Source organism: Pseudomonas sp. R28(2017) (assembly GCF_002112505.1).
Lineage (GTDB): Bacteria > Pseudomonadota > Gammaproteobacteria > Pseudomonadales > Pseudomonadaceae > Aquipseudomonas.
The window spans coordinates 32,994-59,004 of sequence record NZ_NEHW01000025.1 but is presented as its reverse complement, the minus strand read 5'-3'; the positions used below and the strand labels follow the sequence as shown (position 1 = coordinate 59,004).

At 65.8% G+C, this 26,011-nt stretch carries 28 protein-coding genes and 1 pseudogene; 8 read left to right on the top strand and 21 right to left on the bottom strand.

The features are described 5' to 3' along the window. From CAF78_RS28880 to CAF78_RS28875, 4 genes and pseudogenes are all read right to left on the bottom strand, one after another. Positions 1-101: pseudogene (locus tag CAF78_RS28880) on the bottom strand (hypothetical protein); the annotation flags it as partial. A 296-nt stretch (positions 102-397) separates the two neighbouring features. Then, a complete protein-coding gene (locus CAF78_RS27010) occupies positions 398-1,234 on the bottom strand; it encodes an outer membrane protein OmpK (RefSeq protein ID WP_085677748.1) in 837 nt (278 codons plus the stop codon). 185 nt (positions 1,235-1,419) lie between these two features. After that, positions 1,420-1,752, bottom strand: a complete 333-nt coding sequence (locus tag CAF78_RS27005; protein WP_256573984.1) for a potassium channel family protein — start codon at positions 1,750-1,752, stop codon at positions 1,420-1,422. Between the two features lie 64 nt (positions 1,753-1,816). Further along, a complete protein-coding gene (locus tag CAF78_RS28875) occupies positions 1,817-1,945 on the bottom strand; it encodes a hypothetical protein (protein WP_256573983.1) in 129 nt (42 codons plus the stop codon). A 1-nt stretch (position 1,946) separates the two neighbouring features. Between CAF78_RS28875 and potE the strand changes: the two genes are divergently transcribed. The 3 genes from potE to CAF78_RS26990 all read left to right on the top strand — a co-directional run bounded on the left by potE (position 1,947) and on the right by CAF78_RS26990 (position 4,596). Beyond that, entirely contained in the window at positions 1,947-3,278 is a 1,332-nt protein-coding gene (potE, locus tag CAF78_RS27000) for a putrescine-ornithine antiporter (protein ID WP_085677741.1), read from the top strand. After that, positions 3,275-4,189: a transporter substrate-binding domain-containing protein gene (locus tag CAF78_RS26995; protein WP_085677740.1), complete on the top strand. Its 915-nt coding sequence runs from the start codon at positions 3,275-3,277 to the stop codon at positions 4,187-4,189. Before potE ends, CAF78_RS26995 begins: the two co-directional genes overlap by 4 nt. A 110-nt stretch (positions 4,190-4,299) precedes the next feature. Beyond that, complete coding sequence (locus tag CAF78_RS26990; protein ID WP_085677739.1) at positions 4,300-4,596, top strand: hypothetical protein; 297 nt, start codon at positions 4,300-4,302, stop codon at positions 4,594-4,596. A gap of 58 nt (positions 4,597-4,654) precedes the next feature. Here the strand turns inward: CAF78_RS26990 and CAF78_RS26985 are convergent, their stop codons facing one another. Genes CAF78_RS26985 through CAF78_RS26975 form a run of 3 tightly spaced genes read right to left on the bottom strand, consistent with a single transcriptional unit; the run spans position 4,655 to position 6,997 of the window. After that, positions 4,655-5,416 carry a hypothetical protein gene (locus tag CAF78_RS26985; RefSeq protein WP_143515126.1) on the bottom strand — a complete coding sequence of 254 codons (762 nt, stop codon included), beginning with the start codon at positions 5,414-5,416 and terminating at the stop codon, positions 4,655-4,657. Positions 5,417-5,452: 36 nt separating this feature from the next. Next, positions 5,453-5,764 carry a non-heme iron oxygenase ferredoxin subunit gene (locus CAF78_RS26980; RefSeq protein WP_085677737.1) on the bottom strand — a complete coding sequence of 104 codons (312 nt, stop codon included), beginning with the start codon at positions 5,762-5,764 and terminating at the stop codon, positions 5,453-5,455. 21 nt (positions 5,765-5,785) lie between these two features. Then, positions 5,786-6,997 carry an NAD(P)/FAD-dependent oxidoreductase gene (locus CAF78_RS26975; RefSeq protein WP_085677736.1) on the bottom strand — a complete coding sequence of 404 codons (1,212 nt, stop codon included), beginning with the start codon at positions 6,995-6,997 and terminating at the stop codon, positions 5,786-5,788. Between the two features lie 104 nt (positions 6,998-7,101). Here CAF78_RS26975 and CAF78_RS26970 point away from each other — a divergent pair, with 104 nt between their 5' ends. Next, a complete protein-coding gene (locus tag CAF78_RS26970) occupies positions 7,102-8,511 on the top strand; it encodes a PLP-dependent aminotransferase family protein (protein WP_085677735.1) in 1,410 nt (469 codons plus the stop codon). A gap of 33 nt (positions 8,512-8,544) precedes the next feature. Here CAF78_RS26970 and CAF78_RS26965 read toward each other — a convergent pair whose 3' ends face one another. The 10 genes from CAF78_RS26965 to CAF78_RS26920 form a co-directional block, all read right to left on the bottom strand. Continuing rightward, positions 8,545-9,030 (bottom strand): DUF2878 domain-containing protein, encoded by a 486-nt coding sequence (locus CAF78_RS26965; RefSeq protein ID WP_085677734.1) that lies wholly within the window; start codon positions 9,028-9,030, stop codon positions 8,545-8,547. A 2-nt stretch (positions 9,031-9,032) separates the two neighbouring features. Further along, positions 9,033-10,292, bottom strand: coding sequence for a cyclopropane-fatty-acyl-phospholipid synthase family protein (locus CAF78_RS26960; protein WP_085677733.1), 1,260 nt, complete (start codon positions 10,290-10,292; stop codon positions 9,033-9,035). After that, on the bottom strand, positions 10,267-11,079 hold the full coding sequence (locus tag CAF78_RS26955; protein WP_085677746.1) for a DUF1365 domain-containing protein: 813 nt from the start codon (positions 11,077-11,079) through the stop codon (positions 10,267-10,269). Before CAF78_RS26955 ends, CAF78_RS26960 begins: the two co-directional genes overlap by 26 nt. Next, on the bottom strand, positions 11,076-12,323 hold the full coding sequence (locus CAF78_RS26950; RefSeq protein ID WP_085677732.1) for an NAD(P)/FAD-dependent oxidoreductase: 1,248 nt from the start codon (positions 12,321-12,323) through the stop codon (positions 11,076-11,078). The genes CAF78_RS26955 and CAF78_RS26950 overlap by 4 nt, the downstream gene beginning before the upstream one ends. Positions 12,324-12,326: 3 nt before the next feature. Beyond that, positions 12,327-13,079, bottom strand: a complete 753-nt coding sequence (locus tag CAF78_RS26945; protein WP_085677731.1) for an SDR family oxidoreductase — start codon at positions 13,077-13,079, stop codon at positions 12,327-12,329. Next, entirely contained in the window at positions 13,076-13,498 is a 423-nt protein-coding gene (locus tag CAF78_RS26940; RefSeq protein WP_085677730.1) for a nuclear transport factor 2 family protein, read from the bottom strand. The genes CAF78_RS26945 and CAF78_RS26940 overlap by 4 nt, the downstream gene beginning before the upstream one ends. A gap of 110 nt (positions 13,499-13,608) precedes the next feature. Further along, positions 13,609-14,331 (bottom strand): proteasome-type protease, encoded by a 723-nt coding sequence (locus tag CAF78_RS26935; RefSeq protein ID WP_085677729.1) that lies wholly within the window; start codon positions 14,329-14,331, stop codon positions 13,609-13,611. Between the two features lie 42 nt (positions 14,332-14,373). Next, the gene (locus CAF78_RS26930; protein WP_085677728.1) at positions 14,374-15,153 is read right to left on the bottom strand and encodes a transglutaminase family protein; all 780 of its coding nucleotides are present in this window, start codon (positions 15,151-15,153) and stop codon (positions 14,374-14,376) included. After that, positions 15,150-16,100, bottom strand: a complete 951-nt coding sequence (locus tag CAF78_RS26925; protein WP_085677727.1) for an alpha-E domain-containing protein — start codon at positions 16,098-16,100, stop codon at positions 15,150-15,152. The genes CAF78_RS26930 and CAF78_RS26925 overlap by 4 nt, the downstream gene beginning before the upstream one ends. Before the next feature lie 3 nt (positions 16,101-16,103). Continuing rightward, on the bottom strand, positions 16,104-17,513 hold the full coding sequence (locus CAF78_RS26920) for a circularly permuted type 2 ATP-grasp protein (protein WP_085677726.1): 1,410 nt from the start codon (positions 17,511-17,513) through the stop codon (positions 16,104-16,106). Between the two features lie 344 nt (positions 17,514-17,857). Here CAF78_RS26920 and CAF78_RS26915 point away from each other — a divergent pair, with 344 nt between their 5' ends. Further along, positions 17,858-18,820, top strand: coding sequence for a helix-turn-helix domain-containing protein (locus tag CAF78_RS26915; RefSeq protein WP_085677725.1), 963 nt, complete (start codon positions 17,858-17,860; stop codon positions 18,818-18,820). Here the strand turns inward: CAF78_RS26915 and CAF78_RS26910 are convergent. The 3 genes from CAF78_RS26910 to CAF78_RS26900 are packed head-to-tail and all read right to left on the bottom strand — an operon-like array spanning position 18,796 to position 21,709. Further along, positions 18,796-20,091 (bottom strand): FAD-binding oxidoreductase, encoded by a 1,296-nt coding sequence (locus CAF78_RS26910; RefSeq protein WP_085677724.1) that lies wholly within the window; start codon positions 20,089-20,091, stop codon positions 18,796-18,798. The genes CAF78_RS26915 and CAF78_RS26910 overlap by 25 nt on opposite strands. 22 nt (positions 20,092-20,113) lie before the next feature. After that, the gene (locus CAF78_RS26905) at positions 20,114-20,536 is read right to left on the bottom strand and encodes a Rid family hydrolase (protein WP_085677723.1); all 423 of its coding nucleotides are present in this window, start codon (positions 20,534-20,536) and stop codon (positions 20,114-20,116) included. A gap of 33 nt (positions 20,537-20,569) precedes the next feature. Beyond that, complete coding sequence (locus CAF78_RS26900; RefSeq protein WP_085677722.1) at positions 20,570-21,709, bottom strand: tyramine oxidase subunit B; 1,140 nt, start codon at positions 21,707-21,709, stop codon at positions 20,570-20,572. A gap of 293 nt (positions 21,710-22,002) precedes the next feature. Here CAF78_RS26900 and CAF78_RS26895 point away from each other — a divergent pair, with 293 nt between their 5' ends. Continuing rightward, positions 22,003-23,214, top strand: a complete 1,212-nt coding sequence (locus CAF78_RS26895; RefSeq protein ID WP_085677721.1) for a sugar MFS transporter — start codon at positions 22,003-22,005, stop codon at positions 23,212-23,214. An 83-nt stretch (positions 23,215-23,297) separates the two neighbouring features. Next, on the top strand, positions 23,298-24,239 hold the full coding sequence (locus CAF78_RS26890; protein WP_085677720.1) for a ketopantoate reductase family protein: 942 nt from the start codon (positions 23,298-23,300) through the stop codon (positions 24,237-24,239). On the opposite strand, the gene CAF78_RS26885 is transcribed toward CAF78_RS26890, so the two are convergent. Next, positions 24,225-24,851 carry an NIPSNAP family protein gene (locus CAF78_RS26885; RefSeq protein ID WP_085677719.1) on the bottom strand — a complete coding sequence of 209 codons (627 nt, stop codon included), beginning with the start codon at positions 24,849-24,851 and terminating at the stop codon, positions 24,225-24,227. The two genes, CAF78_RS26890 and CAF78_RS26885, sit on opposite strands and share 15 nt — an antisense overlap. A 241-nt stretch (positions 24,852-25,092) precedes the next feature. On the opposite strand from CAF78_RS26885, the gene feaR reads away from it, so the two are divergent. Continuing rightward, positions 25,093-25,989: a transcriptional regulator FeaR gene (gene feaR, locus CAF78_RS26880; protein ID WP_085677718.1), complete on the top strand. Its 897-nt coding sequence runs from the start codon at positions 25,093-25,095 to the stop codon at positions 25,987-25,989. The last annotated feature ends 22 nt before the right edge of the window (positions 25,990-26,011 follow it).

The following is a 26,011-nucleotide window of genomic DNA, read 5'->3' as shown; positions in this document are numbered from 1 at the left end:
TGGTGGTGGTGGTGGTGGTGGTGGTGGTGTTGCCACTCATAGCCATCGTAGTGGGGAAGTCGTCCGATTAATCTGCCATCGAGCTTTTTGGCGATCCCGGGCCTCTGGAGGCGGGTCATGGCGGCGGAGGTGGTAACGGAGGCGGCAACGGCGGCGGACATGGAGGTGGGCATGCAGGTGGTATGGGAGGGAACAGCGGAAATGGCAAGAGCGGTGGGAGCGGGCTTGTCCCGCGAAGCCGACACCGTGGTGAATGGCACGGGCTTCGCCCGTGTTCGCGGGCAAGCCCGCTCCCACAGGGATCGCGCCAGATTATAGAGATTGAGCAAGACAGCTGCTCCCACAAAGATTGCCTCTGAGTTCACCTGCAGATTGCGACCCATCGTTGCCAGTGAGCTCAGAAGTGATACTTGACCAAAGCACTCGCGGTGTTCTGATCGGTGGTGAAGCCTTGCGAGTCCCTGATGCCGTACTTGTCCGACCAGTAGTCATACTCCAGCCCCACGTACAGGTGCCTGGCCTCGTAGCCCATGGCCTTGCCGAGGTCGTACTTGAGCTGCGGGTTGAAGTGCAGGTTGGCGTGGTAGTCCGACTGGTTGCGGTGGCTGGCGCTGGCATCCTTGTTGTTGACCACCCAATCCATGAAACCGTCGAACAGGATGTCCGAGTTGCCGACGGGTAGGGTGATGGCCCAGGCCGGGGTCACCTGCCACGCGCCGGAGGGCACGCGGTTGCCGTCGGGCTTGCGGTAGTAGAGGTTCAGCTGGAAGTAGTCGAAACCGGGGATGGCCAGGTCGACGGCAGGGCCGAGCAGGTAAGCCTCGACATCACCCTCGCCGAATTCGTAGGTACTGGCGATCAGCACATCCTTGATCGGGCCGAATGACAGGTCGGTGCCGCTGATCTTGCCCAGCGACAGGCGCGGGCTGAATTCGCCGTAATAGCTGCTCTTGCCATTGTTGGCGCTTTCCTTGCCGTTGTAGTTGATCTGGTCGACGAAGAACCAGATGTCGCCCCACGTCCAGTTGCTCGCGCTTTCGAAGGTGAAGGTCTGCTGGATGGGCGGGTCGACCTTGAAGTTCTTGCCCCAGAGGTAGGTCAGGCTCTCGTTGTGCCAGAGCAACGGCCCATCGTTGACGGTCGGCCCTGGCGCCAGGTCCTTTCCGCCGGCAAGGGACTGCCCGGTTGCCAGCAGGCCACTCGCGATCAGCAGGGAAGCCAGGGTACGCTCCATGTTCATGTTCCTCACCTTGCGATTTCACAAACCTATTGAGTAGTTGGCGGGGAGGGGGCTGTCAAAGTCAGCAGGCCTTCACAATCCGCCGCCGAATCGGTGCTGCCAGACCACCCCCGCCACATCGAATTCGCTGCCGGTACGGGTGTGTGCGCCATTGCTGGCAAACAGCTTCACCACCGGTTTCAGCGGACACCTTGGGCCTCCAGGACATTGCGCAACGCATGCACGCCGACCGCAACGATCAACCCGGTCATGACGATGCCGGCCAGGCCGATCAGCATGGCCAGGCAGCGCGCCAGGCCAAGCTTGGGCACCAGGTCACCGTAGCCGATGGTCAGGCCTGTCACGAACGAGAAGTACAGGCCATCGCCCACGGGCCAGCCTTCCAGCTCGCCGACCGCCAGCCCGAGCAGGGCCATGACTGCCAGCAGTATCGACACGATTGGCCAGACGACGCGCAGGCCGCGCCAGAATTCACGGATGAAGTCATGCCGCAACTGTTTCATGGCTCGCATGGGACACTCCCGCAAAGAAGCAAACGACGGTTTTGTTCACCCTCACCGCTGGCTGCATGGCAAATCACCAGCCATCATCATGTAGCAGAATCTGGCGGTACTGGCCGCGTTGCGGGTGCATTGCACCTGGCTGGCCGAAGCTCTTGTAGTGCAATCCCCCATTGCCATCGACGAGTAGCGCGGAGGTCATCATCGTGCGCGATCCTGCAAAGAAAATGGGCCTGGTCGGGCTCACCACATTGGTCACGGTGAACATGATGGGCTCCGGCATCATCATGCTGCCCGCAAGCATGGCGCAGATCGGCGCCGTTTCGCTGTTGTCCTGGGTGATCACGGCGGTGGGGTCGATGGCCATCGCCTATTGTTTTGCCCAGTGCGGCATCTACTGCACGCGCTCGGGCGGCATGTCGGCCTACAGTGAAGAGGCCCATGGCAAATCCGCGTTTTTCCTCTGTTCGTACCTGTATTTTCTTTCGCTGATGATCGGCAATGTCGCCATCGGCATTTCGGCCGTCGGTTACCTCACGCCCTTCCTGCCCTGGCTCGGCAGCGGTGCGGTGCCGCTGTTGGTCGGGGCGGTGGCGCTGATCTGGCTCACCACCCTGGCAAACCTGGGCGGCGCCGACATTACCGGGCGCCTGGGGGCGATCAGTGTCTGGGGCGTGATCGTCCCGGTGGCCGGCCTGAGCCTGATCGGCTGGTTCTGGTTCAGCCCTGCCACGTTCCAGCAGGCCTGGAACCCGGGGCAGGTGCCTGTCGGCCAGGCCATCACCAACAGCATTCCGCTGACACTGTGGGCGTTCCTGGGCATGGAGTCGGCCGCGCAGAACTCCGACGCAGTGGAGGACCCCAAGCGCAATGTGCCGCTGGCCTGCCTGCTCGGCACCCTGGGCGCGGCGGTGGTGTACATCCTCTCGACCAGCGTCATCCAGGGCATCGTGCCCAACCCCGACCTGGCCAACGCCAGTGCACCGTTTGCCCTGGCGTACGCGCGAATGTTCGATGACACCGTTGGCAACGTGATCATGGGCCTGGCGGTGATCGCCTGCGTCGGCTCGCTGCTGGGCTGGCAGTTCACCCTGGCAGAGACCGCCAAGGTCACGGCCGGGCAGGGGCTGTTCCCGAAACTGTTCACCCGCACCACGGCCCGCGGTGTTCCCCTGGCCGGGATGCTGACCTGCGCGCTGATGCAGAGCCTGATTGCCTTGTCGACTTTGTCGCCCAATGCCAGCGCCCAGTTCGGCAGGCTGGTCAACCTGGCGGCGGTCACCAACATCATTCCGTACATCACCTCGCTGACCGGTTTGTTGGTGATCATGTACAAGGCCCAGGTGGACATCGCCATTTTCCGCCGCAACAGCGCAATCATGCTGGTCGCCGTGTGCTATTGCTTCTATGCGCTTTACGCCTCGGGCCTGGAGGCGGTGTTCGGTGCGGCACTGATCATGGCGCTGGGGTATTTGCTGTTCGGCTTCATTGCCAAGCGCTTCATCAAGGGGCTGGACATGATCGGAGGCACGCCATGAGCCGCAGAGCGACGCTGGCCGGCGTGTGCCTGGCCAGCCTGATCGGCTGGGTGGCACCTTGTGGCACGGTGGCTGCAGCCGATACCATGAGCCGGATACGTGACAGCCAGGTGCTGACGCTTGGCTTCATGGAAGGCTTTGCCCCGTTTTCCGCGGGCAGTGAACAGGCCCCCCAGGGCTATGCGGTCGAATTGTGCCGCGCCGTCGCCGAACGGCTTCGCCAGGCGCCCGGTTTCGCCGGGCTGCAGGTGCGCTGGCGCGCGCTGGCGGAGCCGGACGTTGCGAACACGCTCAGTGCCGGGCAGGTCGATCTGTTCTGCACCCCCGTGGTGGAAACCCTCGCCCGGCGAAAAACCCTGGACTTCTCCATCCCGATCTTCACCTCTGGGCTGGCGGCCATGGTCCGGCGTGATGCGCCCAGTACCTTGCTTGGCCCGCTCAGTGGCAGTGGGGGCGATAACGGCCCACGCTGGCGGGCGACGATCAATGCGGGCTTGAGCAAACACCGCTTTGCCGTGCTGCAAGGCACGGTGAGCAGCGACTGGGCCCGGCAGCGCATTCGCCAGCTTGGCTTGCAATCCACCCTGCAGGAGGTGCCTACGTATCAGGAAGGGGTGCGCCGGGTGGCGGCGCGCGAGGTCGATGCCTTCCTCGGCGATCGGATGGTCCTGCTGGGCTACCTGGCCGGGCAGGCCGAGCATGAGCAATTGTGGGTACCGGAGCACTTGTTCGTGATGAACCGGGTCGCGCTGGCGATGGCCCGTGGCGACGAGGATTTTCGGCTGCTGGTGGACAGCGCCTTGAGCCAGGCGCTTGCGGGGCAGCGGGGTGAGGAACTGTTCACGCGCTACCTGGGGCCGCAATCGGCGCAGGACCGATTGCTGCAGAGCCTGTACCCGCTGGCCGACTAGCCTGGCCGGTAGTCGGAACCTGTAGGCAATCTGCCACGCTCGCGTTGCGCTATCGGCCTTCTCCGCTATGGTGAGCCATACACATAGGACTAAAGTCGTAGGAGGGCGGCATGCGGATTCGTGGTGAGGTGTTCAGGGGCTGGGCTGATCCGATGCTTCATCATCGGGCCCACGATGAAACCCTGGACGATGGCACGACCATCGATGTCCAGGTGCGACTGTCGCGAACAGGAAACACGCAGATGTTCATTGGTGTGTACGCAGACTGCGGCAAGGCGTTGCATGAAGAAGCCTTCGCTTCAAGGCCCGGGGAGTCGATGAGCCGCGCCCTGGCCTGGGGTGTGGGGCATGCACGGCGTGTCGTCGTCGAGGGCCCGGTTCGCTCCAGGCAGACGACTTACGCGTGAGACGAGGTGGTTGAGGAAGGGCCGTCAAGCAAGCGAATACTGGCGGCCTGGTGATCGGTTACAGGCACTTCAGCGACTGCGCCGGGTCGATGAACCGGTAGCCCTCGGTGATGAGCCCGTCGACTTTCAGCGCGGCACGGTTGCGCTCGGCCTGGTCACGCATGGCTGCCGTGACATTGACGTTCAGTTCGATCTGCCGGGGTGCGAAGTCGGCATCGGTCTCTTTGACCGGAACCGCCGTTTTCTGCAACTGCGCAATGCTCTGCTCGGAAAGCTGCACCGGGTTGATGTTGCGCTGCACATCCCGTTCGCTGCGCCGGTTGTTGCTGCGGATGGTGAAGTCCGGCCGTGCGACGCGGCCCGTGGGGCTATAGAAGATCGAGGTGGCGAGGCGGTCCAGGGCGCAGTCTTCTTCCTTGCGCCGGTGCACCAGCTCGCGCGCCGGGCGTTCCGGCAGCGCCAGGCGGGTGATGCCGAAATCGTTGAGCGCGCCCAGAATCTCACGGTGGTCGTCCGGCACCTGGATCTCACGACGCGGCGGCCAGAAGTCGAAGTTGCCATGGCCACCCCACCAGCCGCCCACGTGGATCGCGAACATCTCGGGGTAGACCTTGCGCTCGGTGCGGCGCACCGGCTTGATGTCGTAGAAACACATGCAGGCCAGCTGGATCAGGTGGGTCGCTCCCAGGGCGGCCAACGGCTCGTAGATGACGATGCCGAAGCGGTCATGGGCGTTCCAGCCCGGGAACACATCCCACATGCTGGCCGGTTTGTCTGCGCACTCGACTTCGTAGAAGTCCGAGCTCAAAGCGTCGATCACGTGCATATCGGTCCCTTCGTCATAGGGGGTTGTGGGTCACACCAGGCACTGCACTTCATTGCCTTCGACGCGCACCGGGTAGGTTTTCAAGGCGCATTCGGCCGGCCCCTCGAGCACCGCGCCCGTGGTGATGTCGAAGCGTGCGCCGTGCAGCGGGCATTCGATCTCGATGCCTTCCAGCCAGCCGTCGGACAATAGCGCATAGGCGTGGGGGCAGACATTGTCGGTGGCGAAGTAGCGCTCATCGACCTGATACACCGCAATCATCCGGCCCTCGACTTCACAGGCGAATGCCGCATCCGCTTGCACGTCGGCGGCTTCACAGACTTTGATCCAGGTTTGTTCCATGGGGCGGTTCTCCGACCGATTTCAAAGAAGAGTGGGGGTAGCTGAGGCACGGGTCGACCAGTAGACGTCCGGCAGCGCATCGTTGCGTTTCAGTGCGCGCCTTATCGCCGCCAGATCACGCCCCCGGTTCGCGGCGATGGCGCAGGCCAGCTGGTCCTGCGCGCCCCAGCCCAGCGCCAGCCATTGCTGCGCGCCGGGTTCGCCGATGAACGAGTAGCTGCAGGCGAGGTGGGTGAGGCCTATGCACTGGAGGCTGCTGTCGTATTGATCGGACCACAACCAGGGCATCTCGCTGTAGCACGCGGCCGCATCGCCGGCCGCCACACGCCCCGCTGCGCTGCCTTGCTCGCTGGCGGCGGTCCATGACTCGGAGCGCGTACTCACGCCCAGGTGCGCCACCGGGTAGCGGGTGACCTCGCCGGCGGCGAAGATGCTCGGGTCGGACGTCGCGCAGCGCTCATCGACCACGATGCCGTCGTCTACCGAGAGGCCGCAGGCCGCAGCCAGTTCCATGTTCGGCAGCACGCCGATGCCGGCAATCACAATGTCGGCCAGGACAGGCCCGGCGCTGGTTTCGACCCGCGCCCTGGCGCCGTCGGCCGGGTCGATACTCAGCACGCGTGTATCGAGTTGAATGTTCACGCCATGGGCACGGTGCAGCGCATCGACCCACTGGCTCAGGGCCGGCGACCCGGTACGGGCGAGCAACTGCTGACGGGGTTCGATGACGGTGACCCGGCAGCCCCGCTGGCGGGCCGCAGCGGCCACCTCCAGGCCGATGAAGCCACCGCCGACGATCACCACCGCCGCGCCTTCGACAAGTTTGTCGCGCACCGCCCGCGCGTCGTCGAGGGTGCGCAGATAGTGCACGGGCGCATGCACCTGGTCTGCAGGCAGGTGCCTGACCCGCGAGCCGGTGGCGAGGATCAGGCGGTCATAGCCGAGTGCTTCGTCGTTATCCAGGTGAACACGCCCAGCCGCCCTGTCGATTGCCTCCGCACGCCTGCCATGAATCAGCTTCAGCCGGGGTTGCGCATAGCATGTCGCCCCGCTCAGTAACTGGGGTTCGCAAGCATCAGCGGCGAGATAGCCCTTGGACAGGTGAGGGCGGTCATAGGGCAGGTGCTGCTCGGCGCTGACCATCGAGATACGCGCGTCGGGGCGCGCATCGAGGATGCTTCTGGCCGACTGGTGCGCTGCCAGGCCGCCGCCGACGATGACGAAATGCTCCATGTTTCCCTCACTGGGTCAGTTGGTAAGCCGACTCTAGTGCGTGTAGCCTCTGTACTACAATGCACACATTTTCGTGATTTCATGTAGTACAGATTGGGGGCCGAATGCAGCGCTTCAGACAGGTTGCCGAGCTGGTGCAGAAACGGATCGATTCAGGTGTGATCGCAGCGGGTGACAAGCTCCCCTCGCTCCGTCGCCTGGCTGGCGAAACGGGCTTCAGTGTGGTGACCGTCTACCGGGCATATGAACTGCTCGAGGCCCAAGGTGTGTGCCATTCCAGGGATCGCTCGGGGTTCTACGTCGCCAGCCCGGCCAAGGTGGCGCAGCACCGGATGTCGGCCAGGATGCCGGTGATGCCGCCGGATGACGTCCGTTCGCTTGACGATGCACTGGCCCGCCTGCCATTTCATGCCCGAGCCTCGGCCGCGATGCTGCCGGCCCATGGGTTGGTGCCCGAGCAAGGGCTGGTCAAGGGGTTTCGCCGCGCACTCCTGCAAACGCCTGGCGAAGCGGGCCATGGGCTGGTGGAGCTGGCGGCGCTGAAAGCCGCGATCGTGCACCGCGCAGGGCAGCGGCAAGCGTTCACCGGCCAGGACGGGGTGGTACTCACGCGCTCGGCAATGGAGGCGTTCAACCTGTGCCTGGACACCCTGTGCCAGGAAGGGGCGCCGGTGCTGGTCGAGAGCCCGTCGTTCTACCCGGTACTGGAAAGCCTGCGCCATCGGCGCATCAAGGCCGTGGAGATCTACACCCACCCCACGTACGGCGTCGACCCCGAGCAGTTCGAGCACATTCTCAAGAGCACGGGCGTGAAGCGCTGTGTGCTGATGGGCGTCAACCGTGTGCCCACGGGTGTCACCTACAGCGGGGACATCCTGGCGAGGCTGGTGCGCGCAGCACGGCAGCATGAGGCGCTCATCATCGAGAACGACATGGCTGGCGAACTCGGCCATGGCGAACTCAACACACTCTCGCTCAAGGCCTTCGACGACGATGACACGGTGGTGCAGTTCGGCGGTACCGCTTCGTACCTGTCCTCGTCCCATGAAATCGGCTGGGTCCTGGCCGGCCGCCACGCTGCCAGGCTCATTGCCAACCGGCATCTCGCCGGTACGCACCTGCCGCATGTTGCGCTGCAGGCTGCATTGGCCGATTACCTGAAGAGCCGGCAGGTCGAGCGGGATCTACGGCACGCCAGCCAGGCACTGGCCGAGCGCATGAGGCAGGGCATCGAACTGCTCACGGCGACGTCATCCGGCAGGGTAGCGGTGTCGGCGCCAAGCGGTGGCTACCTGTGCTGGGTGAGAGGGCCTCGGCATTTCGACTCGATGAAACTGGCCATGACGGCCGGGCACGACACGTTCGACTTTATCCCGGGGCCGTTCTTTTCGCCGGCTGGAGCGTTCTCGAACTTCATGGCGCTGAATTTTTCCGCAGAATGGACAGGTGCCCGGCGGGAGCAGTTGCAGCGGCTGGTTGCACAGGTGCTTGGCGTGGAGGTTGGGCATGCGTGATGGCTGACAGGTGTTCGCCGACAGGTGTGGCGATCAGACCCTGGCCGCAAAGCACAACCCCAGCGGCAACACCACCGCCCAGACCACCGCCAGGATAAGCGCGGTTTCCAGGTCCCCCATCGGCAAGCCGACACCGGCCAGCCGGGCGCCGGCCTGGTAAGCCAGCGGCCCACCGAACATCCCCAGCAACACCGCGCGCCACGCGGGCCGGGCAAACCCAGCCAGGCTGTGGCGCATGCCACTGGCCAACACCAGCCACAGCAGTGCCAGCCAGGGCGGCAGCGGCCACTGCGCGAAGCGCAGCACACCGAGCATGCCCAGGCTGCTGTCCAGCAGGCAGCCCGCTGCCGCGATCCCCAGCAGCACGCGCAGCTCGCCGCCGGGGCTCAGGCACAGGTGCAGCAGCAGGCCGAGCAGCACGATCAGCAACAGCCAGGGCCTGTGTGCCCCCAGCACGCAAAGCCACCAGCCGGCCTGCAGCCACAGCGCATTGCCGATCAGCCAGCCACGGCGGCCCATGGTCAGGTGCCGGGCAGCGGCGCCCGCCGCGCCTTGGGCGTGGCCCAGAGCATCTGGGCCACGCCGATGGTCCGCTCCTCGAAGCCGCCCTGGCAATAGCACAGGTAGAACTCCCACAGGCGCTGGAAGGTGTCGTCGTAGCCGAGCCTGGCCAGCTCCGTGCGCGCATGGCGCAGGTTGTCGCGCCAATGGCGCAGGGTGCGTGCATAGTCCTGGCCGAAATCCTCCAGGTGCACCAGGTTCAGCGCCGTCTGGCGGCTGGCGGTGTCGAGCAGGACGCTCAGCGAGGGCAGGGCGCCGCCGGGGAAGATGTAGCGCTGGATGAAGTCCACCGAGCGCCGGGCCTGGGCGTAGCGCTGGTCGCGGATGGTGATGGCCTGCAGCAGCATCAGGCCGTCGTCCTTGAGCAGCGCGGCGCACTGGCGGAAGTAGGTAGGCAGGTAGCGGTGGCCGACGGCCTCGATCATTTCGATGGACACCAGCTTGTCGAAGCGCCCGCGCAGGTCGCGGTAGTCCTCGTGCAGCACCGTGACGTGCCGTTCCAGGCCCAGCGCCTTGACCCGTTGCACGGTGTACGCGTGCTGGGCAGCGGAGAGGGTGGTGGTGGTGACCCGGCAGCCATGCTGCAAGGCCGCGTGGATGGCCAGGCTGCCCCAGCCGCTGCCGATTTCCAGCAGGTGGTCGCCGGGCTGGAGTTCGAGCTTCTGGCAGATTTGCCGGAGCTTGTTGGCCTGGGCCTGCTCCAGGCTCTGCTCGGCGCTGTCGAACTGAGCGGCGGAGTACATCATGGTCGGATCGAGCAGCCGCTCGAACAGCGCATTGCCCAGGTCGTAATGGGCCAGGATGTTACGCCGCGCGCCGCGCCGGCTGTTGCGGTTGAGGCGATGCAACAGGCGCAGGGCCGGGCGTGCCAGGCGGGCCAGGCCGCCTTCCATGGCGTCCAGCACGTCGAGGTTGGCGACGAACAGCCGGGTCACCGCAGCCAGGTCCGGGCTGCGCCAGTAACCGTGGATGTAGCCCTCGCCGGCGCCGATCGAGCCATTGCCGGCCACCAGGTCCCAGGCGGCGTCGTCAATGATCTCCACTTCCGCGTACAGCGGGCTGGCGACATCGCCGAAGGTCCACTGCCGGCCCTGGCTGATCAGGCGCAGATGGCCATGGCTCAGGTGGCGCAGCTGCGCCAGCACCGCACGCCTGGCCAGGCCGCCGAGCAGCGGCGCGATGCCGGCCGATTTGCTAACGGTCAAGGTCGGTTCGGGCATGGTCGGGCTCCTCGCGGATGGGTTGGCCAAGCGCCAGGTCGTGCTGGCTGGCGATGTGGTCGTGCACGGGCGTGCGTTTGAGCAGCAGGCGCAGGGCTTGCCAGTAGATACCGGTCACGGTGCGCAGGCTCATCCAGGGAAAGGCGACGATGTGACGTTGCAGGCTGGCGCGGTCGAGCGGTTGGCGTTGCAGGGCGAGGTCGGCTGCGAACACCTGCTGCCCGTTGCGCCAGTTTTCCATGTGCACGCGCACGCGCTGCCCATCGACGGCGAAACGCAGCCGGTAGTCCATGTCCATTGGCAGGAAGGGCGAGACATGGAAGGCCTTGGCCACGGCAAAGGGCTGGGCCAGCTCGCCGTGCACCGGCAGCACGTACTGAAAGCGCTCGCGCCAGGGGGTGTTGCGCACCTCCAGCAGCACGGCTGCGACCTGCCCCTGGCGGTCGTGGCAGAAATAGATGCTCACCGGGTTGAACGACAGCCCCCAGCAGCGTGGTTGCGTCAGCAGGTGCACGGCGCCGTCGGGAACCTGCCCGGTGGCCTGGCCAACCAGCAGGCGCGCGGCCTCTGCCAAGGGCATGCCCTGGCGAGTGAGCACCGGCAGGTAGTCGGTTTCGCGCCAGCACAAGGGCGCCAGGCGCGCGCGGCCGAGCCAGCGGGACAGGCTCAGCAAGCGCGGCAGCTCGTCGAGGTCCAGGTAGAACATGCCGATGCGGTAGCGGAACGCGTGGTGCCCGGGTGTCAGGCGCCGGTGGCTGAGCCAGCCGTGGCACAGGCTGCTGTTCACAGCTGTTCTCCAAAGTGCCTGGCGACGTTCAGCGCACTGAGCACGCCGTCTTCGTGGAACCCGTTGGCCCAGTAGGCACCACAGTAGTAGCTGTGCAGCGGGCCCTGCAGTTCGCCCTGGCGGGCCTGGGCGGCCACGGCGGCAAGGCTGTACTGGGGGTGCGCGTACTCGAAACGGGCAATGATTTGCGCCGGGTCCACCAGCACAGTCTGGTTGAGGCTGACACAGAAGGTCACCGGCGCCTCGATGCCCTGCAGGATGTTCATGTCGTAGGTGAGCGCTGCGGGGGCCTGTTCGCTGCCACCCAGGCGGTAGTTCCAGCTGGCCCAGGCCCGGCGCCGGCGGGGCAGCAAGCGGGTGTCGGTGTGCAGCACCACATCGTTGCTGGCGTAGCGGATGGCGCCGAGTATCTCCTGCTCTTGCGCGCTGGGGTTGCCCAGCAGCGCCAAGGCCTGGTCGCTGTGGCAGGCGAACACCACCTTGTCGAAGCGTTCGCTGGCGCCTCCCCAGGCCACGGTCACCCCTTCGTCGTCGCGGCTCACCCGTTGCACCGGGCAGTTCAGCCGGATGCCCTCGGCGAAGGGCCGGCACAGGGGTGCCAGGTAGCTGCGTGACCCGCCCTCGATCACCCGCCACTGCGGGCGCTGGTTGACCGACAGCAGGCCGTGGTTGCGGCAGAAACGCACGAAAAACTGCAATGGAAAATTCAGCATGTCGGCCCGTGACATCGACCAGATGGCCGAGCCCATGGGCACGAGGTAATGGTCGATGAAACGTTGACCGTAACGGTTGTCGCGCACGTATTGGCCCAGGGTGGTCGCGCCATCGATACGTTGCTGGTCCAGGTCGGCCAACGCCTGGCGGTTGAAACGCAGCACATCGCGCAGCATGCCCCAGAAGCCTGGCGACAACAGGTTGCGGCGCTGGGCAAACAGGCTGCGCAGGTCGTGCCCGTTGTATTCGAAGCCGGTACGCGGGTCGTGCACCGAAAAACTCATCTCGGTCACCTGCGAGGCGACGCCCAGGTGTTCCAGCAGGCGAATGAAGTGCGGGTAGGTCCAGTCGTTGAAGACGATGAAACCGGTGTCCACCGCATAGTGCTGGCCGCGCCAGTGCACATCGACGGTATGGGTGTGCCCACCGACCCGGTCTGCCGCTTCGAACAGGGTGATTGTGTGCCGGCGTGACAGCAGGTGGGCGCAGGTGAGGCCGGCGATGCCGCTGCCGATGATGGCGATGCGCATGGTTCAGCCCTGGGGTTGGCGCGCCAGGCGCTGGCCCAGCTTCAGGCGCCAGCGTGCCGGCAGTGCGCCGAGCAGGCGCAGCAACAGGGTGAAGCTGGTGGGGAAGTTGATCTCCAGCGGGCGACGGGGCAGGCGCGCGACGATGTACCCGCCGGCGCGCTCGGCGCTCCACAGCTGGGGCATGGCAAAGTCGTTGCGGCGTGTCAGCGGGGTGTCGACGAAACCGGGGCTGACCAGGGTGACGTCGATGCCCTCGCGGGTCAGGTCCAGGCGCAGTGACTCGACCAGGTAGCGCAGCGCTGCCTTGGAGGCGCCGTAGGCACCGGCCCGTGGCAGCGCCAGCCAGCTGACCGAGCTGCCCATCACCACCAGGTGCGGGCGCTGGCCGCGGCGTAGCAAAGGCAGGGCGGCGGCCAGGCAATGGCTGGTGCCGATCAGGTTGGTGCGCATCACCCGTTCGACCAGGGCGGCGTCGAACTGCCCCGGCTCCAGGTACTCGCAGGTGCCCGCATTCAGAATCACCAGGTCGAGCGCGCCCCAGGCCTGTTCGATCTGCGTGGCCATCCGGGCCACCTGCTCAGGCTGGTCGACATCGCCGACGGCCAGCAGGGCCTGGCCCGGAAAGCGTGCGGCGAGGTTTGCCAGGCTTTCTGCCCGGCGTGCCCCCAGCGCCACCTGGTGCCCCTGCTCCAGCAATCGCTGCGCCAGTACCGCGCCGATGCCGCTGCTGGCACCGGTCAGCCAGCAGCGGCTCATGCCAGCCTGCCCTTGAGCCAGCGAACCGCCTGGCCCATGACGGGAACATGCTCATACAGCAAGGCGCCGGCGTCGAAGTAGTCCTGATGAAAGTGCACCCGGCCGCGCCAGCGCAGGTGGCTGCAGCCTTGCAGGCTGATCGGCTGGCCGCCGGCCAGACGTGGGTGGCGGTAGTGCAAGGTCCAGCGGATGTAGCCGTGGCCCGGCTGTAGTTCGTCAAGGCCCTCGAAGGTGTAGCGGACCTCGGCCACATTGGCATACAGCTGCGCGAAATAGCCACGCAGGGCGGCAAGTCCGCTGATGTGATGGAGCGGGTCGCGAAAGGTGACATCCTCGCTGTACAAGTCGCCCAACAGCTCGAGATTGCCTGTACCCAGCGCGGCAAAGCGTTCGGTGAAGTGCTGCAGGTAGGTGGACATGCACAATACCTGTACAAGTTCTGATCACTGTACAAGGTATAGTGCAGGTGGCTGGATAAAGCTATACAGAAAATAATATTTGTACAATTTCATGCGCCGGGTGCCGCCCTTCAGCCATACGGTGGCGCTGGCAGCTCGGCCAGCAGCCTTTTCAGGCCATCGCTCCATTGCCGGCGAATCTGTGCGTAATAGGCATCGTCGTTGCTGATGCGTTGGCGCGAGTGGGTTTCCAGGCTGCCCTTGCGGTACACCAGCAGGTCCAGCGGCATGCCTACCGACAGGTTGCTGCGAATGGTCGAGTCGAACGAGATCAGGCCGCAGCGCAGCGCTTCGTCCAGGGGCGTGTGGTAGCTCAGGTTGCGGTCGAGAATCGGCCGGCCGTACTTGCTTTCGCCCAGTTGCAGGAACGGCGTGTCGGCGGTGGCCTGGAAGAAGTTGCCCTGCGCGTAGACGTTGTAGATGGCCATGGGCGCGCCGGCAATCTGGCCGCCGACGATGAACGAACAGCTCAGGTCGATGCCGGCCGTCAACTTGCTGCGGTCGCGGCTGACCACTTCGCGCAGGGTGTCGGCCACCAGCACGGTGGCGTCGTACAGCGTGGCCACGTTCAGCAGGTGAGGGCCGGGGCCCTGGGTGCGTTGCTGGAGCAGGTTGACCACCGACTGCGAGGTGGCCAGGTTGCCGGCGGTCTGCAGGACGATCAGGCGCTCGCCCGGCAGGCTGAACACGAACAACTTGGCAAAGGTCGAGATCTGGTCGATGCCGGCGTTGGTGCGCGAGTCGCTGATGAAGACCAGCCCGTCCGCCAGGTGCATGGCGACACAGTAAGTCATGCGGGTTCCCTTGTTATTTCAATGAACGAATGCTGCCGGTGGTCACTGCCGGTGGACATGGACGCTGGCCTGCATCGATTCGGCGCCGCCACCCCGGCGCACGCCCCTGACCGGGCAGGCATCGAGGTAGTCCAGGCCCACTGCCAGCTTCAGGTGGCGTTCCGGCCGGGTCAGGCGGTTGGTGATGTCGAAGCTGTACCAGGCGTCGTCGACCCAGGCTTCGGCCCAGGCGTGGCTGGCCAGGTGCTGCTCGTCCTCGGTGCACAGGTAGCCGGAGACGTAGCGGGCCGGTATGCCCAGGCTGCGGGCGCAGGCGAGGAAGGCGTGGGTGTGGTCCTGGCAGACCCCGGCAGCGCCGTTGAACGCTTCGATGGCGGTGGTGCCCACCGAGGTGGCGCCCGGGCGGTACAGCATGTGTTCGGCCAGGCCTTGCATCAGCCCGATCAACGCCGACCGGTCGCGGTGTTCGCCACAGTGCTGGCGGGCGAAGGCCTTGAGGGTGTCATCGGCCTGGGTCAGGTGGCTGCCGCGCAGGAAGGGCAGCGGTGATTGATCACCGGCCTCCTGCTCGCATGCCGGGTCGATCTCCACCCGGCCGCTGGCGGTCAGCGCCAGGTGACCATGGGGTTTTTCCAGGGTCAGCACATGCAGGATGTTGCCATAGGGGTCGATCTGGCCCTTCACCTTGCAGGGCAGGTCCAGCTGCCATTCATCGATGCGCTGGCGTTCACTGCTGCGTGGCGTCAGGCGCAGGAACTGGATGCTGTTGCAGACGTCGCTGGCGTAGCTGTAGGTGGTGTCGTGGCGAATGGACAGTTTCATACGACCTCCAGGTAGGAGTAACGGACCGCCTGGCCCAGTTGGTTGATGCGCCCGATGAAGTCGGTCAGCCACGGGTGCAGGCCGGCTTCGAGGATTTCGTCGACCGCGGTGTAGCGCAGCCGTGCATTGAGTTCGGCGGCCATGCGCTGGGCGGCGCGCCCGGTACTGCCGGGCAGGCTGGCGAGGATCTGGTCCAGCTCCTCGATGCAGGCATGCAGCGAGCGCGGCACGTCCACCCGCAGCAACAGCAACTCGGACACCGGCCGGGCACTGGGCGCGGCGCGGTAGAGCTCGTTGAAGGCCTCGTACGCGGTCAGCGCGCGCAGCAGGGCACTCCACTGGTAATAGCCGCGGGCAGAGTCGTCACTGACCTCTTCGGAAGCTTCGCCAAACATTTCATAGCGCGCATCGAGCAGGCGCAGGGTGTTGTCCGCCCGCTCCAGGAAGGTCCCCAGGCGGATGAAGCTGTAGGCATCGTTGCGCATGATGGTGCCCGAGGTCGCCCCGCGGAACAGGTGCGAGCGCTCCTTGACCCAGTCGCAGAACTGGCTGATGCCATAGCGGCCAAGGCCGTTGCCGGCGATGTTGCGCATCTCGATCCAGGTGGCGTTGATGTTCTCCCACATGTCGGCGGTGATCCGCCCACGTACCGCGTGGGCATTGGTCCTGGCCGCCTGCAGGCAGCAATAGATGCTGCTGGGGTTGGTCGCGTCGAGGGCGAAGAAGTGCAGCATGCGCTCGGTATCGAGTTCGGTGTGCCGGCGGCGGTAGTCGTCAAGCGTGCCCGAGGCCAGCAGCGACATGGCCAGTTCGGCGTGGCCGTCACTGCGCCCGGCCTGGGGCATCAACGACAGCGAATAACTGACCTCGAGCATGCGCGCGAGGTTCTCCGCACGCTCCAGGTAGCGTGACATCCAGTACAGGTCGGAAGCGGTTCTCGAAAGCATGGTTCAGTCCTCCACCACCCAGGTGTCCTTGGTACCGCCGCCCTGCGACGAGTTGACCACCAGCGAGCCTTCCTGCAGCGCCACGCGGGTCAGGCCACCAGGTACCAGGCGGGTTTCACTGCCAGACAGCACGAACGGGCGCAGGTCGATGTGGCGCGGGGCGATGCCGCTGTCGACGAAGGTCGGGCAGGTAGACAGGCACAATGTGGGTTGCGCGATGTAGGCATGCGGGCGGGCCTTGATGCGGGCGCGGAAGTCCTCGATCTGGGCGTGGGTCGAGGCCGGCCCGACCAACATGCCATAGCCACCGGAGCCCTGGGTTTCCTTGACCACCAGCTCGGGCAGGTGGGCCAGGACATGGGACAGGTCCGCAGGCCGGCGGCACTGCCAGGTGGGCACGTTGTTGAGGATCGGCTCTTCGCTCATGTAGAAGCGGATCATGTCGGCGACATAGGGGTAGATCGACTTGTCGTCGGCCACCCCGGTCCCCACCGCGTTCGCCAGCACCACATTGCCGGCGCGGTACACCGAGATCAGCCCCGGCACGCCCAGCATCGAGTCCGGGTTGAACGACAGCGGGTCCAGGAAGTCGTCGTCCAGGCGCCGGTAGATCACGTCCACCTGCTGCGGGCCGGCGGTGGTGCGCATGTAGACATGCTCGTCACGGATGAACAGGTCGGCGCCTTCGACCAGTTCGATGCCCATTTCCCGCGCCAGGAAGGCATGCTCGAAGTAGGCGCTGTTGAAACGGCCCGGGGTCAGCAGCACGGCGGTGGGGTTGTCCAGCGGGCTGGCGCTCTTGAGGGTGTCCAGCAGCAGGTTGGGGTAATGGTCGATGGGGGCGATGCGCTGGGCGGCGAACAGTTCGGGGAACAGCCGCATCATCATCTTGCGGTCTTCGAGCATGTAGCTGACACCGCTGGGGGTGCGCAGGTTGTCTTCCAGCACGAAGTAGCTGCCATCGCCGTCGCGCACCAGGTCGACGCCGGCGATATGGGCGTAGAGCCCACGGTGCAGGTCCAGGCCCTGCATGGCGATCTGGTAGCCCTCGTTGGCCAGCACCTGCTCTGGCGGGATGATCCCGGCCTTGAGGATGCGCTGGTCGTGGTAGATGTCCTGGAGGAACAGGTTCAGTGCCTGCACCCGCTGGATACAACCGCGCTCGACCATGCGCCATTCGCTGGCGCGAATGCTGCGCGGGATGATGTCGAAGGGGATCAGGCGCTCGGTATCCTGCTGGTCGCCGTACAGGGTGAAGGTGATGCCGGCGCGGTGAAACAGCAGGTCGGCTTCGCGCCGACGTTGCGCCAGCAGCTCCAGCGGCGTATTGGCCAACCAGCGGGCGAACTCCTGGTAATGCGGGCGGCAGCTGCCGTTCGCTTCGTACATTTCATTGAAAAAAGCCCGGGACATAGCCACTCCTTGCTACCGTTGCTGGCAGTGCGTTGTGCATGCAAAAGGCCATTGCAATGAAGGTGCCGAAAGTTCGGCGCAGCGCTGGCACGCCTGGGGATGAGCGCTAAGGCATTGAAACAGTGTGGTTTTATCGCGGCACAGAAAGGCAGCGCAGCGCGCCGTGGTGACCGGCCGTTGCCAGGGTGGTCGCATGACGTGCATCAAAACAGCGCGTCATGCGACCTGCCGCAGGTTTTGACCCGAGTTGGTGCGTGCGGGCGCAGCGCCAGCAGGGCGTGCGGGACAGTGTGGCCCACTCCTTGCTTTGTTTCGCCTCATGCAATTGAGGTAACAGTCACGCCATGCACGCCCAACGCCATCGCTTCAATGACGTCAACACCCACGCCAGCGCGATCCTCGGCTGGCAACAGACCTACGACCAGATCAGCGCCGGCAGTGCCCACACCGAACTGACGCACCTCACCGCGCAGCGCTTCCAGATTTTTCGTGAGTGCCTGGACAAGCGTGTGGTCCAGCACGGGGTGGCGCCGGCGCGGCGTTTTTGCCTGGCGCTCCCCGCAGGCAGCGCGGGTGCCGGGGTGTTCCAGGGCAGCAGTGTCGGCAGTGCGGATGTCACGCTTCTTCACAGTGGCCAGGAGTTTTTCGTCCATGCGCCCGAAGGCATGGACCTGCTGGCGGTCAGTGTCGATGCCGATCGTCTGGAACAGTTGGCCGAGCGTGAGTTCAGCGCCCAGGAACTGCGTGCGCTGAACCGCACCACCCGGCTGAAGGTCAGCCCGGCTTTCCTGGCGGCGATACGCCTGCAATTGCAGGGGCTGATCGATGCCGCGCTGCAGGGTGAAGCACTGGTGGAAGCCCAGCTTGAGGACTTGTTGCTGGAGTGCATGCTGGTGTTGCTGGAGCAGGTCAGCGAGGACGGCGCGGGGCGCGGGGGCAGTGTTGCGGTCAGCGCCTACCTGGTCCGGCAGGCGCACCAGATGGCCCTGGATTGCCTGGACGAGCCGTTGTCGGTGTTGCAGATCTGCGAGCGGCTGGATGTCAGCCGCAGCACCTTGCAGCGCAGTTTCCTGGGGGTCACCGGCCTGAGCCCGGTCGAGTACCTGCGCGCGGTACGCCTGAATGCCGTACGCCAACGGCTGCAGTGCACCGCAGCCGAGCAGTTCACCGTCGCCCGGGTGGCCAGCGACCTGGGCTTCACCCACCTCGGGCATTTCTCCGGGGCCTACCGCGCGCTGTTCGGTGAACTGCCTTCACACACCGCTCGCCAGGGCAGTGTCGTTCAGGCAAAGCGATCCAGTCGGTAAGGCGAGGGATCGACCAGCGGGGTACTGCCATCGATCAGGTCCGCCGCCAGTTGCCCGGCCGCGGGCGAGGTGCCGAAGCCGTGGCCGGAGAAGCCGGTGGCAAGCACCATACCCGGTAGCTGCTGAACCTGCCCGATCACCGGCAGCGAGTCGGGCGTCACATCGATGGTGCCGGCCCACGCCTGCTCGATACGCGCCTCTTTGAATACCGGCCAGGCGGCCCTGAGGTTGTTCAGCGCCTCCTGGTTCAAGGCCGGGTTGGCAGCCGGGTCCTGGGTGCGGATGCGCTCGAACGGGGAGACGGCCGTGGGCGACCAGCGCCGTGCCAGCGCCAGGTCCTTGAAGAACGGCTTGCCGAACGACACCCGCAGCAACCCCCGCTGTGCGCGGAACTGCGGCAGGTAGCGCCGCCCCAGCAAGGCATGATCTAAGGTCAGGTGCGCATCGAGGGCACCCCGTTGCGTGATGATGAAACCGCCGTCGATATGCTTGCGGAACGAGAAGTCCGGGCCGCCCACGGCGATGTCGGTCGGGCCTTCCATGGCCGCCGTGCGCAGTACCGAGCAATTCAGCGGCAAGGTCGGCAGGGCGACGCCGTGGTTACCCAGCAGGCGCCGCGACCACAAGCCGCCGGCCAGCAGTACCTGCTCGCAGCGGATCTCGCCGTGTTCGGTCACCACGCCGTCGATGCGCCCGGCGGCAGTGGTCACGCTGCGCACGGCGCAGTGCTCGACAATCACCGCGCCCCGGGCCATGGCGGCGCTGGCGATGGCGCTGCTGGCCAGGGTCGGCTCGGCCCGGCCGTCGCTTTCGGTGAAGATCCCGCCGGCCCAGGTTGCTTGTCCACCGGGTACGCGCTGGGCAATTTCAGCATTGCTCAGCAGCCGCGAACCGACCGGCAAGCCTTGCACCGACTTCAGCCAGGCCTCGTGCATCGCCATTTGCCCGGGCTCGCGGGCGGCGAACAGGATGCCCGCCTGCCGATAGCCGACCTCGCGCCCGACCCGGGCGGGCATGTGTGCCCACAACCGGTCCGCAGCCAGGGCCAGGGGCAGGTCTTCGCGGTGGCGGCTGGTCTTGCGCACCCAGCCCAGGTTGCGCGAGGACTGCTCGCCGGCGATGCGGCCTTTCTCCAGCACTACCACCGGGATGTTGCGCTCGGCGAGGGTCAGGGCTGCGGTCAGGCCGACGATGCCGCCGCCGATGATGACCACGGTGGTGGCACGGGGAGGTGTGGTTGCGCAGTGCACCGGCGCGATGACAGGGGACATGGACGGTTCTCCTCGGGGCGGGCTAGCGCGACAGGTCGATCAGCTGAGTGGTGGCACGCGATGCACCGCGGTAGGCGGTGACCTCCAGCTCCACCCGGTAGACCGTCGCGCCCAGGGGCGGGCAGGTGACCGTGCTGGCCGGGTCGATGCCGCGAAACACTTCGCCGACGATAGTCATCACGCTGGCGACATCCTCAGGCCTCTGGATGAACACCCGCGAGCAGACCACGTCGGCCAGGGTTGCGTCCACGGCATTCAGCGCCGCTTCGATGTTGGCGAACACCTGGCGGGTCTGTGCCTCGAGGTCTTCGGGGATTTCGCCGGTCGCCGGGTTGCGCCCGGCGGTGTTGGAGACGAAGATCCAGTCGTCCACGGCCACCAGGCGCGAGTAGCTGCCCAGGGTCTCGTATTTGGAGCCGGTCTTGAGTTTGGTGATCTGCAGCATGGCACTGTCCTTACGATTGAAAAGGTGGATGAATCAGCTCAGGGCCGGGCTTTCCCACAGGTTCAGGCGAACCCCGACGCCGCGTTCCAGTGCCTGGCGGTACACCACCGTGCCCCAGGCCACATCCTCGACCGGCATGCCGCCCACCGACATGATGATGATCTCCTCGTCGTTGAGCCGGCCGGGCGCGACGCCTGCGACGATCTTGCCGATGTCTTCCAGCTGTTCGGCCGGCAGCGTGCCTTCGGCGATCATGTCCATGAAGCGCACGCCCACCAGTGGCACATGGTTGTGCGCGGGTTTGGGCAGCTCCTCGAACCACGCCTCGTAAAGCCCGGTGTTGTCGACCACCTTGCGCACGTCGGCCTGTTCCATGCCGGCGTCGATGCTGCAGCCGGCCGGCATGGCCAGAAACGCGCCGGGCTTGACCCACTCGCGCTTGACCAGCGGGTAGCTGGACGGGTCACCGGTTTCGCCAGAGGTGCAGTAGGTGACCAGGTCCGAGCCGCGTACCACGTCCTCGATGCTGTCCACCACGTCGATGGTGGTGATCTGCGGGTAGCTGTCGCGCACCCAGCTGATGAAATCGTCCAGGCTTTTCTGGCCGCGGCCCTTGAGCTTGAGGGTGTCGATCTGCGGGCACACGGCCATGAACGCGGCCACGGTGGTCTTGCCCATCACGCCCGGGCCCAGCAGGCCGATCACCCGCGAGTCGCGGCGGGCCAGGTGGCGTGCGCCAACGCCGGGGATGGCGCCGGTGCGGTAAGCAGACAGCAGGTTGGCCGACATGTGCGCCAGCGGCGCGCCGGTGTCGGGGTCATTGAGGGTGAACATCAGGATCGAACGCGGCAGGCCCTTGTCGCGGTTGGCGATGTTGGAGCCGTACCACTTGACCCCGGCGGTGCAGAAGTCGCCACCCAGGTAGGCGGGCATCGCCATCATGCGCCGGTCGGCGGTGGGTTTGGGCATGTTGGGGAAGGGCGAGTCCTTGGGGAAGGTGATCATCGCGCCGTGGGAGTCGCTGTTCGGCCCGGCCATGCGGTAGTCGCCGTGGTGGAGCAGGGCGAACATCTGCTCCATGGTGTTCACGCAGGCCAGCATGTCGGTGACACCGGCGCGGATCATGTCCTGCTCGGACAGGTAGAGAAAGTCGATTCTTGTAGTTGTCGTCATGGCTCATCTCGGGGCGGAGGAAGAGGGCCGGCTGCGAAGGCTGCTGCCGACGGTGCCGATGTTAGGAACCCGCCAGGGCGCCCGGCTATCCCGAATTGGTCAGGAATCACGGGGTGCCTGCAGGCCTATCGACTCGCGCTGTCTAGCGTGGGGCTTTGCCCGTTTTCAGCGGGTTTCGGGCCGCAACAGCGCTGGCAGCCATGACCAAAAGCCCGGCAAAGCGGTACATGCCGCACGCCTTCGGGCGTTGCACACTGTGGCGGTGACAAGGCCCCTCAATTCAGGATCAGTCCATGAAAACAACAACATCCAATCCGATTGACAAGACGTCCGTGTACATCTGCGCAGGCCTGGTTTCCGCTGGCGGGGCGCTGTTGCTCAATGTGCTGCCGGTGCTGTTCGGCGCCCTGGCCGAGCAGTTCGGTTATGGCGAACAGCAACTGGGCAGCCTGGCCATGGCCATGAACCTCGGTTTCGGCGTGCTCGGCCTGGCCTCGCTGCTGTGGATCCAGCGCCTGAGCTGGCGGGTGATTTCCACCCTGTCGTCGGTGCTGGTGGCGATTGCGCTGGCCGGCATGCTGGGCAACCCCACGTACGAGACGCTGATGCTGCTCATGGCCCTGGCAGGGGCCGGCACGGGCGCGTTGTATGCCCTGGCGATGACCATTTTCGGCGACAGCGCGCAACCTGAACGGGCATTCGGCTTCAAGCTGGGCATGGAGACCGTGCCCGGCGCCTTGCTGCTGATCGTGCTGCCGGTCGCGGTGGCGCCGCAGTGGGGCTTCCAGGGCATGCTGGTGACGCTGGTCATCAGCCTGCTGCTGATGGGTGTAGCGCCTTTGCCGTGGGTACCGCGCCGCAGCGCGCGGCAGCTCGAAGCAGGCGCTGGCGGGGCGCCGGTGGTGTGCCGTGAGAGCCGCACCATTGCCTGGCTGAGCCTGCTGGCCAGCCTGGTGTTCCTCACCGGCATCATGTCGGTGTGGGCGTTCCTCGAGCTGATGGGCAAGAAGAGCGGCCTGGCTTCGGACACCATCGGCTCGGTGCTGGCGGTGGGCTTCATCATCAATGCCGGCGGCGGCTTCATCGCCTCGTCGGTCGGCCTGAAAGCCGGGCGTTTCCTGCCGGTGGCGGTGATCATCGCGGCCGAGGTGGCCGGGCTGGTGCTGTTGGCGCAGTTCGATTCGCTGACCACCTACGTGGCCGGGGTGATGTGCTTCCTGTTCTCGATCAGTTTCGTGCTGGCCTACACCTTCGGCGTGATGGCCGAGTTCGACCTGTCGGGCCGCTTGGTGGCCCTGGGCGCGCTGTGCCTGTCGGTCGGCGCGGCCGTGGGGCCGGCGGTCGGTGGCCTGCTGATCGAAGCCTACGGCTATACGGCGGTGCTGCTGTTCTCCGGTGCCTGCTCGATCAGCGTGCTGGCGATCTACGGTGCTGCCGTGCTGCGCTCGCAGCAGGCGGGTAAATGCGAGCCGCTTGGCGATGCGGTCACCTTGCCAAAGCTGTGATGGCCGCAGCCTGGGTAGAAAAGGCTCGCTGGGGATGACCCGGCGAGCTTTTTCATTTCGCGCAAACAAGGAAGAAACCAGACATGAAGATTGCAGTGATCGGGGCAGGGGCGATGGGCAGCCTGTTTGCCGCCAGGTTGATCGATGCCGGTGCCGAGGTGACCCTGGTGGACGTCGATGAGCGGCTGCTCGACGCCCTGCGCTGCCATGGCCTGCGCCTGGAGGACGAACGGGGCGCCCGCGTGTACTGGCCTCGGGTGGCGCGCGCCGAGCAGGTGCAAGGCGAGGTCGATGCCATGCTGATGCTGACCAAGAGTCACCACACCCGCCAGGCGATGCAGGCAAGCCGGCATCTGCTCGGCCAACAGACCTTGGTGCTGACGTTGCAGAACGGCCTGGACAGCGTGCCGGTGCTGCGCGAGTACGTGGCTGACCCTTGCCTGGCGATCGGCATGACCCTGTACCCGGCCGATGTGCTGGCGCCGGGTAGCGTACGCAGCAGCGGCGCTGGCGAGGTGCGCTTGCGCGGGCTGTTGCCTGGGCCGCAGCAGGCCGGGCCGTTGCAGGCCCTGACCGACTGCCTGCGGCGCGGCGGCATGCACTGCATCGAAGACCCGCATATCGAGGTGAGCATCTGGGAAAAAGTCGCCTTCAACACGGCCCTGAACTCGCTGTGTGCCCTGGCGGGGGCAAGCGTGGGCGAGTTTGGCCGCTGCTCGCGTGGCCGCCAGGTGGCGTTCAAGTTGGTCGCCGAAGCCGCCGCGATTGCCGCTTCGGTGGGTGTGGCGCTGGACCCGCAGCGGGTCATGCAGGCGGTGGAGCAGGCGTTCGTCGTGCATGCCGGGCACAAGCCCTCCATGCTCCAGGACCTGGAGCATGGCAGGCGCATGGAGATCGACGCGCTGTCCGGCGCGTTGCTGGCCCATGCCCGGCGCCAGGGCGTGCGCGCCCCGGCCATGGCCGCTGTCGACAGGCTGTTGCGCCGGCTGCAGCGGCGCCGCGCGATGGCCTCAGTGCAGCGGTGAGAAGGCCGCGGGCAGGTAGACCACCGAGTTCATCTTCTGCAGTTGCGGGGCAGAGTTTTCCGGCGGCCATACCCCGTCGCCGACGGCGCGGGTGCGCACATCCAGGCGTTGCTCCAGGCTGGCGTAGGGCCAGATGTGCAGGTAGCGCGGCACCCGGCCATTGGTGGCGTAGAACGCTGCATACACCGGTGAATACCCCTCGCCGGTGCGCGGCCCGACCGCCTTGCGCCAACCGGCCAGGGTCGGTGCCAGGCCGGAACTGACCAGGTCGTACTCACGCAGTTCATAGAACGGGCCGTGCTTGCCGGGCGCCAGCGGCTCAAGGAACGGGAACAGGCGGTAGTCGTCCATGTGCTGCTCGAGCACGAACTCACCGATACCGAACGCATCGCTGGCCAGCAGCACACGTTCGCGTTCGGCCGCCTGGACCTCGACGCTGGCAAAGCGCCGCAGCACGGCAATGGTGTTTTGCGGGCCGATCTCGGACACCCAGCAACCGATCAGTTCGACGCCTTCGATGGCGGCCTGCAAGGCCGCCTGCAGGCGCGGCAGGGCCTGGCCGGGGGTGCGCACGCGCAAGGTGAAGCGCAGCAGTTCGTAGTGGTTGGACATCAAGCGTGACTCCTGGATAAAAGCCCGGGCAAACGGTAGGGCACGCTAAAGGGCAGCGGGCAGGGCGCTCAATGACAAGCGCGCGCAATGTTGTTGCGTGATCCGCAACGAGCCGTCGGTCGCAGGGCACGATGGGCAATGTGGCGCGGTATGTGCTTGCGCTTCGGGCACAGCTTTTTTGTTACCCAAAATCACGTGAATATTGCACTAATATGGCGCGTGCTTTCGATAGAGGTGGTTGATGAACGGTCAAGCGATGTCTGTCTGGAACACCCGTGTCCACGCTATTTGCGGGCGCTTCGAAACCCGCTACGACCACTGCCAGAGCCTTTTCATCGGCGATTTGCGCCCCTCGCTGCTGGGCACCACACAGGTCGCTCACATCCGCAGCAATGCCCATGCAATCGCCCGCTCAGGGCGCGACGCGGGGCGTGACGGCGACTCACATTGTTTCCTTGTGTTACAACAGAGCGGGGAAATGTCCATCGAACTGGGCGACCGGGTGATGGACCTGCGCGAAGGTGACATGGCCCTGCTGGACTCGGCGCAGGCGATGAAGATGATCCCCCGCGGGCTGTTCTCCCACGTGTCCATCCACCTGCCCCGTGAGCGCTTGAAGAACCTGGATGCCAGCCGTTTCGGCAAGCTGTCCACCGCCGGTGCGTGCGGGCAGTTGCTGGCGACGCTGGTGCGCCAGGTGGCCGAAGGCGAACTCGAACAGTGGGCCTGCGCGGAAGACGGTGACGGGCTGCAGGCCGCGCTGGTCGGGCTGCTCGGCTCGGTGCTGGAGTACCGGGCGCGTGACAGCTCGCCCGGCCTGCACCTGCACGAAGTGCAGTCGCTGATCCAGCAGCGCCTGGACTCGCCGCGCCTGACGCCCGTCGCCCTGGCCGAGGAACTGGGTATTTCCAGCCGCCAGCTGTATCGCCTGTTCGAAGCCAGCGGCGACAGTGTCTGCCGTTACATCCTCCGCGAACGGCTACTCAAGGCCGCACAGGACTTGCGCAACCCTGCCTATGGGCATCGCTCGATCACCGACATCGGTACCCGTTGGGGCTTTGCCGACTCCGCGCACTTTTCCAAGACTTTCAAGAAGCAGCTGGGCATGACGCCGAGTGGCTATCGCAGCCAAGGGTAGTGGGCCTGCACCTCAGGGGTAC

Coding starts and splice junctions, on each gene's coding strand:
- CAF78_RS26965 (WP_085677734.1), bottom strand. CDS start 9,030: ATGGGCCGCCGTGGCTGGCTGATCGGCAATGCGCTGTGGCTGCAGGCC.
- CAF78_RS26910 (WP_085677724.1), bottom strand. CDS start 20,091: ATGTCCCCTGTCATCGCGCCGGTGCACTGCGCAACCACACCTCCCCGT.
- CAF78_RS26950 (WP_085677732.1), bottom strand. CDS start 12,323: ATGCGCATCGCCATCATCGGCAGCGGCATCGCCGGCCTCACCTGCGCC.
- CAF78_RS26890 (WP_085677720.1), top strand. CDS start 23,298: ATGAAGATTGCAGTGATCGGGGCAGGGGCGATGGGCAGCCTGTTTGCC.
- CAF78_RS28875 (WP_256573983.1), bottom strand. CDS start 1,945: ATGATGACCTCCGCGCTACTCGTCGATGGCAATGGGGGATTGCACTAC.
- CAF78_RS26905 (WP_085677723.1), bottom strand. CDS start 20,536: ATGCTGCAGATCACCAAACTCAAGACCGGCTCCAAATACGAGACCCTG.
- CAF78_RS26920 (WP_085677726.1), bottom strand. CDS start 17,513: ATGTCCCGGGCTTTTTTCAATGAAATGTACGAAGCGAACGGCAGCTGC.
- CAF78_RS26900 (WP_085677722.1), bottom strand. CDS start 21,709: ATGACGACAACTACAAGAATCGACTTTCTCTACCTGTCCGAGCAGGAC.
- CAF78_RS26995 (WP_085677740.1), top strand. CDS start 3,275: ATGAGCCGCAGAGCGACGCTGGCCGGCGTGTGCCTGGCCAGCCTGATC.
- CAF78_RS26945 (WP_085677731.1), bottom strand. CDS start 13,079: ATGAGCCGCTGCTGGCTGACCGGTGCCAGCAGCGGCATCGGCGCGGTA.
- feaR (WP_085677718.1), top strand. CDS start 25,093: ATGAACGGTCAAGCGATGTCTGTCTGGAACACCCGTGTCCACGCTATT.
- CAF78_RS26975 (WP_085677736.1), bottom strand. CDS start 6,997: ATGGAGCATTTCGTCATCGTCGGCGGCGGCCTGGCAGCGCACCAGTCG.
- CAF78_RS26940 (WP_085677730.1), bottom strand. CDS start 13,498: ATGTCCACCTACCTGCAGCACTTCACCGAACGCTTTGCCGCGCTGGGT.
- CAF78_RS26960 (WP_085677733.1), bottom strand. CDS start 10,292: ATGCCCGAACCGACCTTGACCGTTAGCAAATCGGCCGGCATCGCGCCG.
- CAF78_RS26885 (WP_085677719.1), bottom strand. CDS start 24,851: ATGTCCAACCACTACGAACTGCTGCGCTTCACCTTGCGCGTGCGCACC.
- CAF78_RS26895 (WP_085677721.1), top strand. CDS start 22,003: ATGAAAACAACAACATCCAATCCGATTGACAAGACGTCCGTGTACATC.
- CAF78_RS27010 (WP_085677748.1), bottom strand. CDS start 1,234: ATGGAGCGTACCCTGGCTTCCCTGCTGATCGCGAGTGGCCTGCTGGCA.
- CAF78_RS26970 (WP_085677735.1), top strand. CDS start 7,102: ATGCAGCGCTTCAGACAGGTTGCCGAGCTGGTGCAGAAACGGATCGAT.
- CAF78_RS26925 (WP_085677727.1), bottom strand. CDS start 16,100: ATGCTTTCGAGAACCGCTTCCGACCTGTACTGGATGTCACGCTACCTG.
- CAF78_RS27005 (WP_256573984.1), bottom strand. CDS start 1,752: ATGCGAGCCATGAAACAGTTGCGGCATGACTTCATCCGTGAATTCTGG.
- CAF78_RS26935 (WP_085677729.1), bottom strand. CDS start 14,331: ATGACTTACTGTGTCGCCATGCACCTGGCGGACGGGCTGGTCTTCATC.
- CAF78_RS26980 (WP_085677737.1), bottom strand. CDS start 5,764: ATGGAACAAACCTGGATCAAAGTCTGTGAAGCCGCCGACGTGCAAGCG.
- CAF78_RS26930 (WP_085677728.1), bottom strand. CDS start 15,153: ATGAAACTGTCCATTCGCCACGACACCACCTACAGCTACGCCAGCGAC.
- CAF78_RS26990 (WP_085677739.1), top strand. CDS start 4,300: ATGCGGATTCGTGGTGAGGTGTTCAGGGGCTGGGCTGATCCGATGCTT.
- CAF78_RS26915 (WP_085677725.1), top strand. CDS start 17,858: ATGCACGCCCAACGCCATCGCTTCAATGACGTCAACACCCACGCCAGC.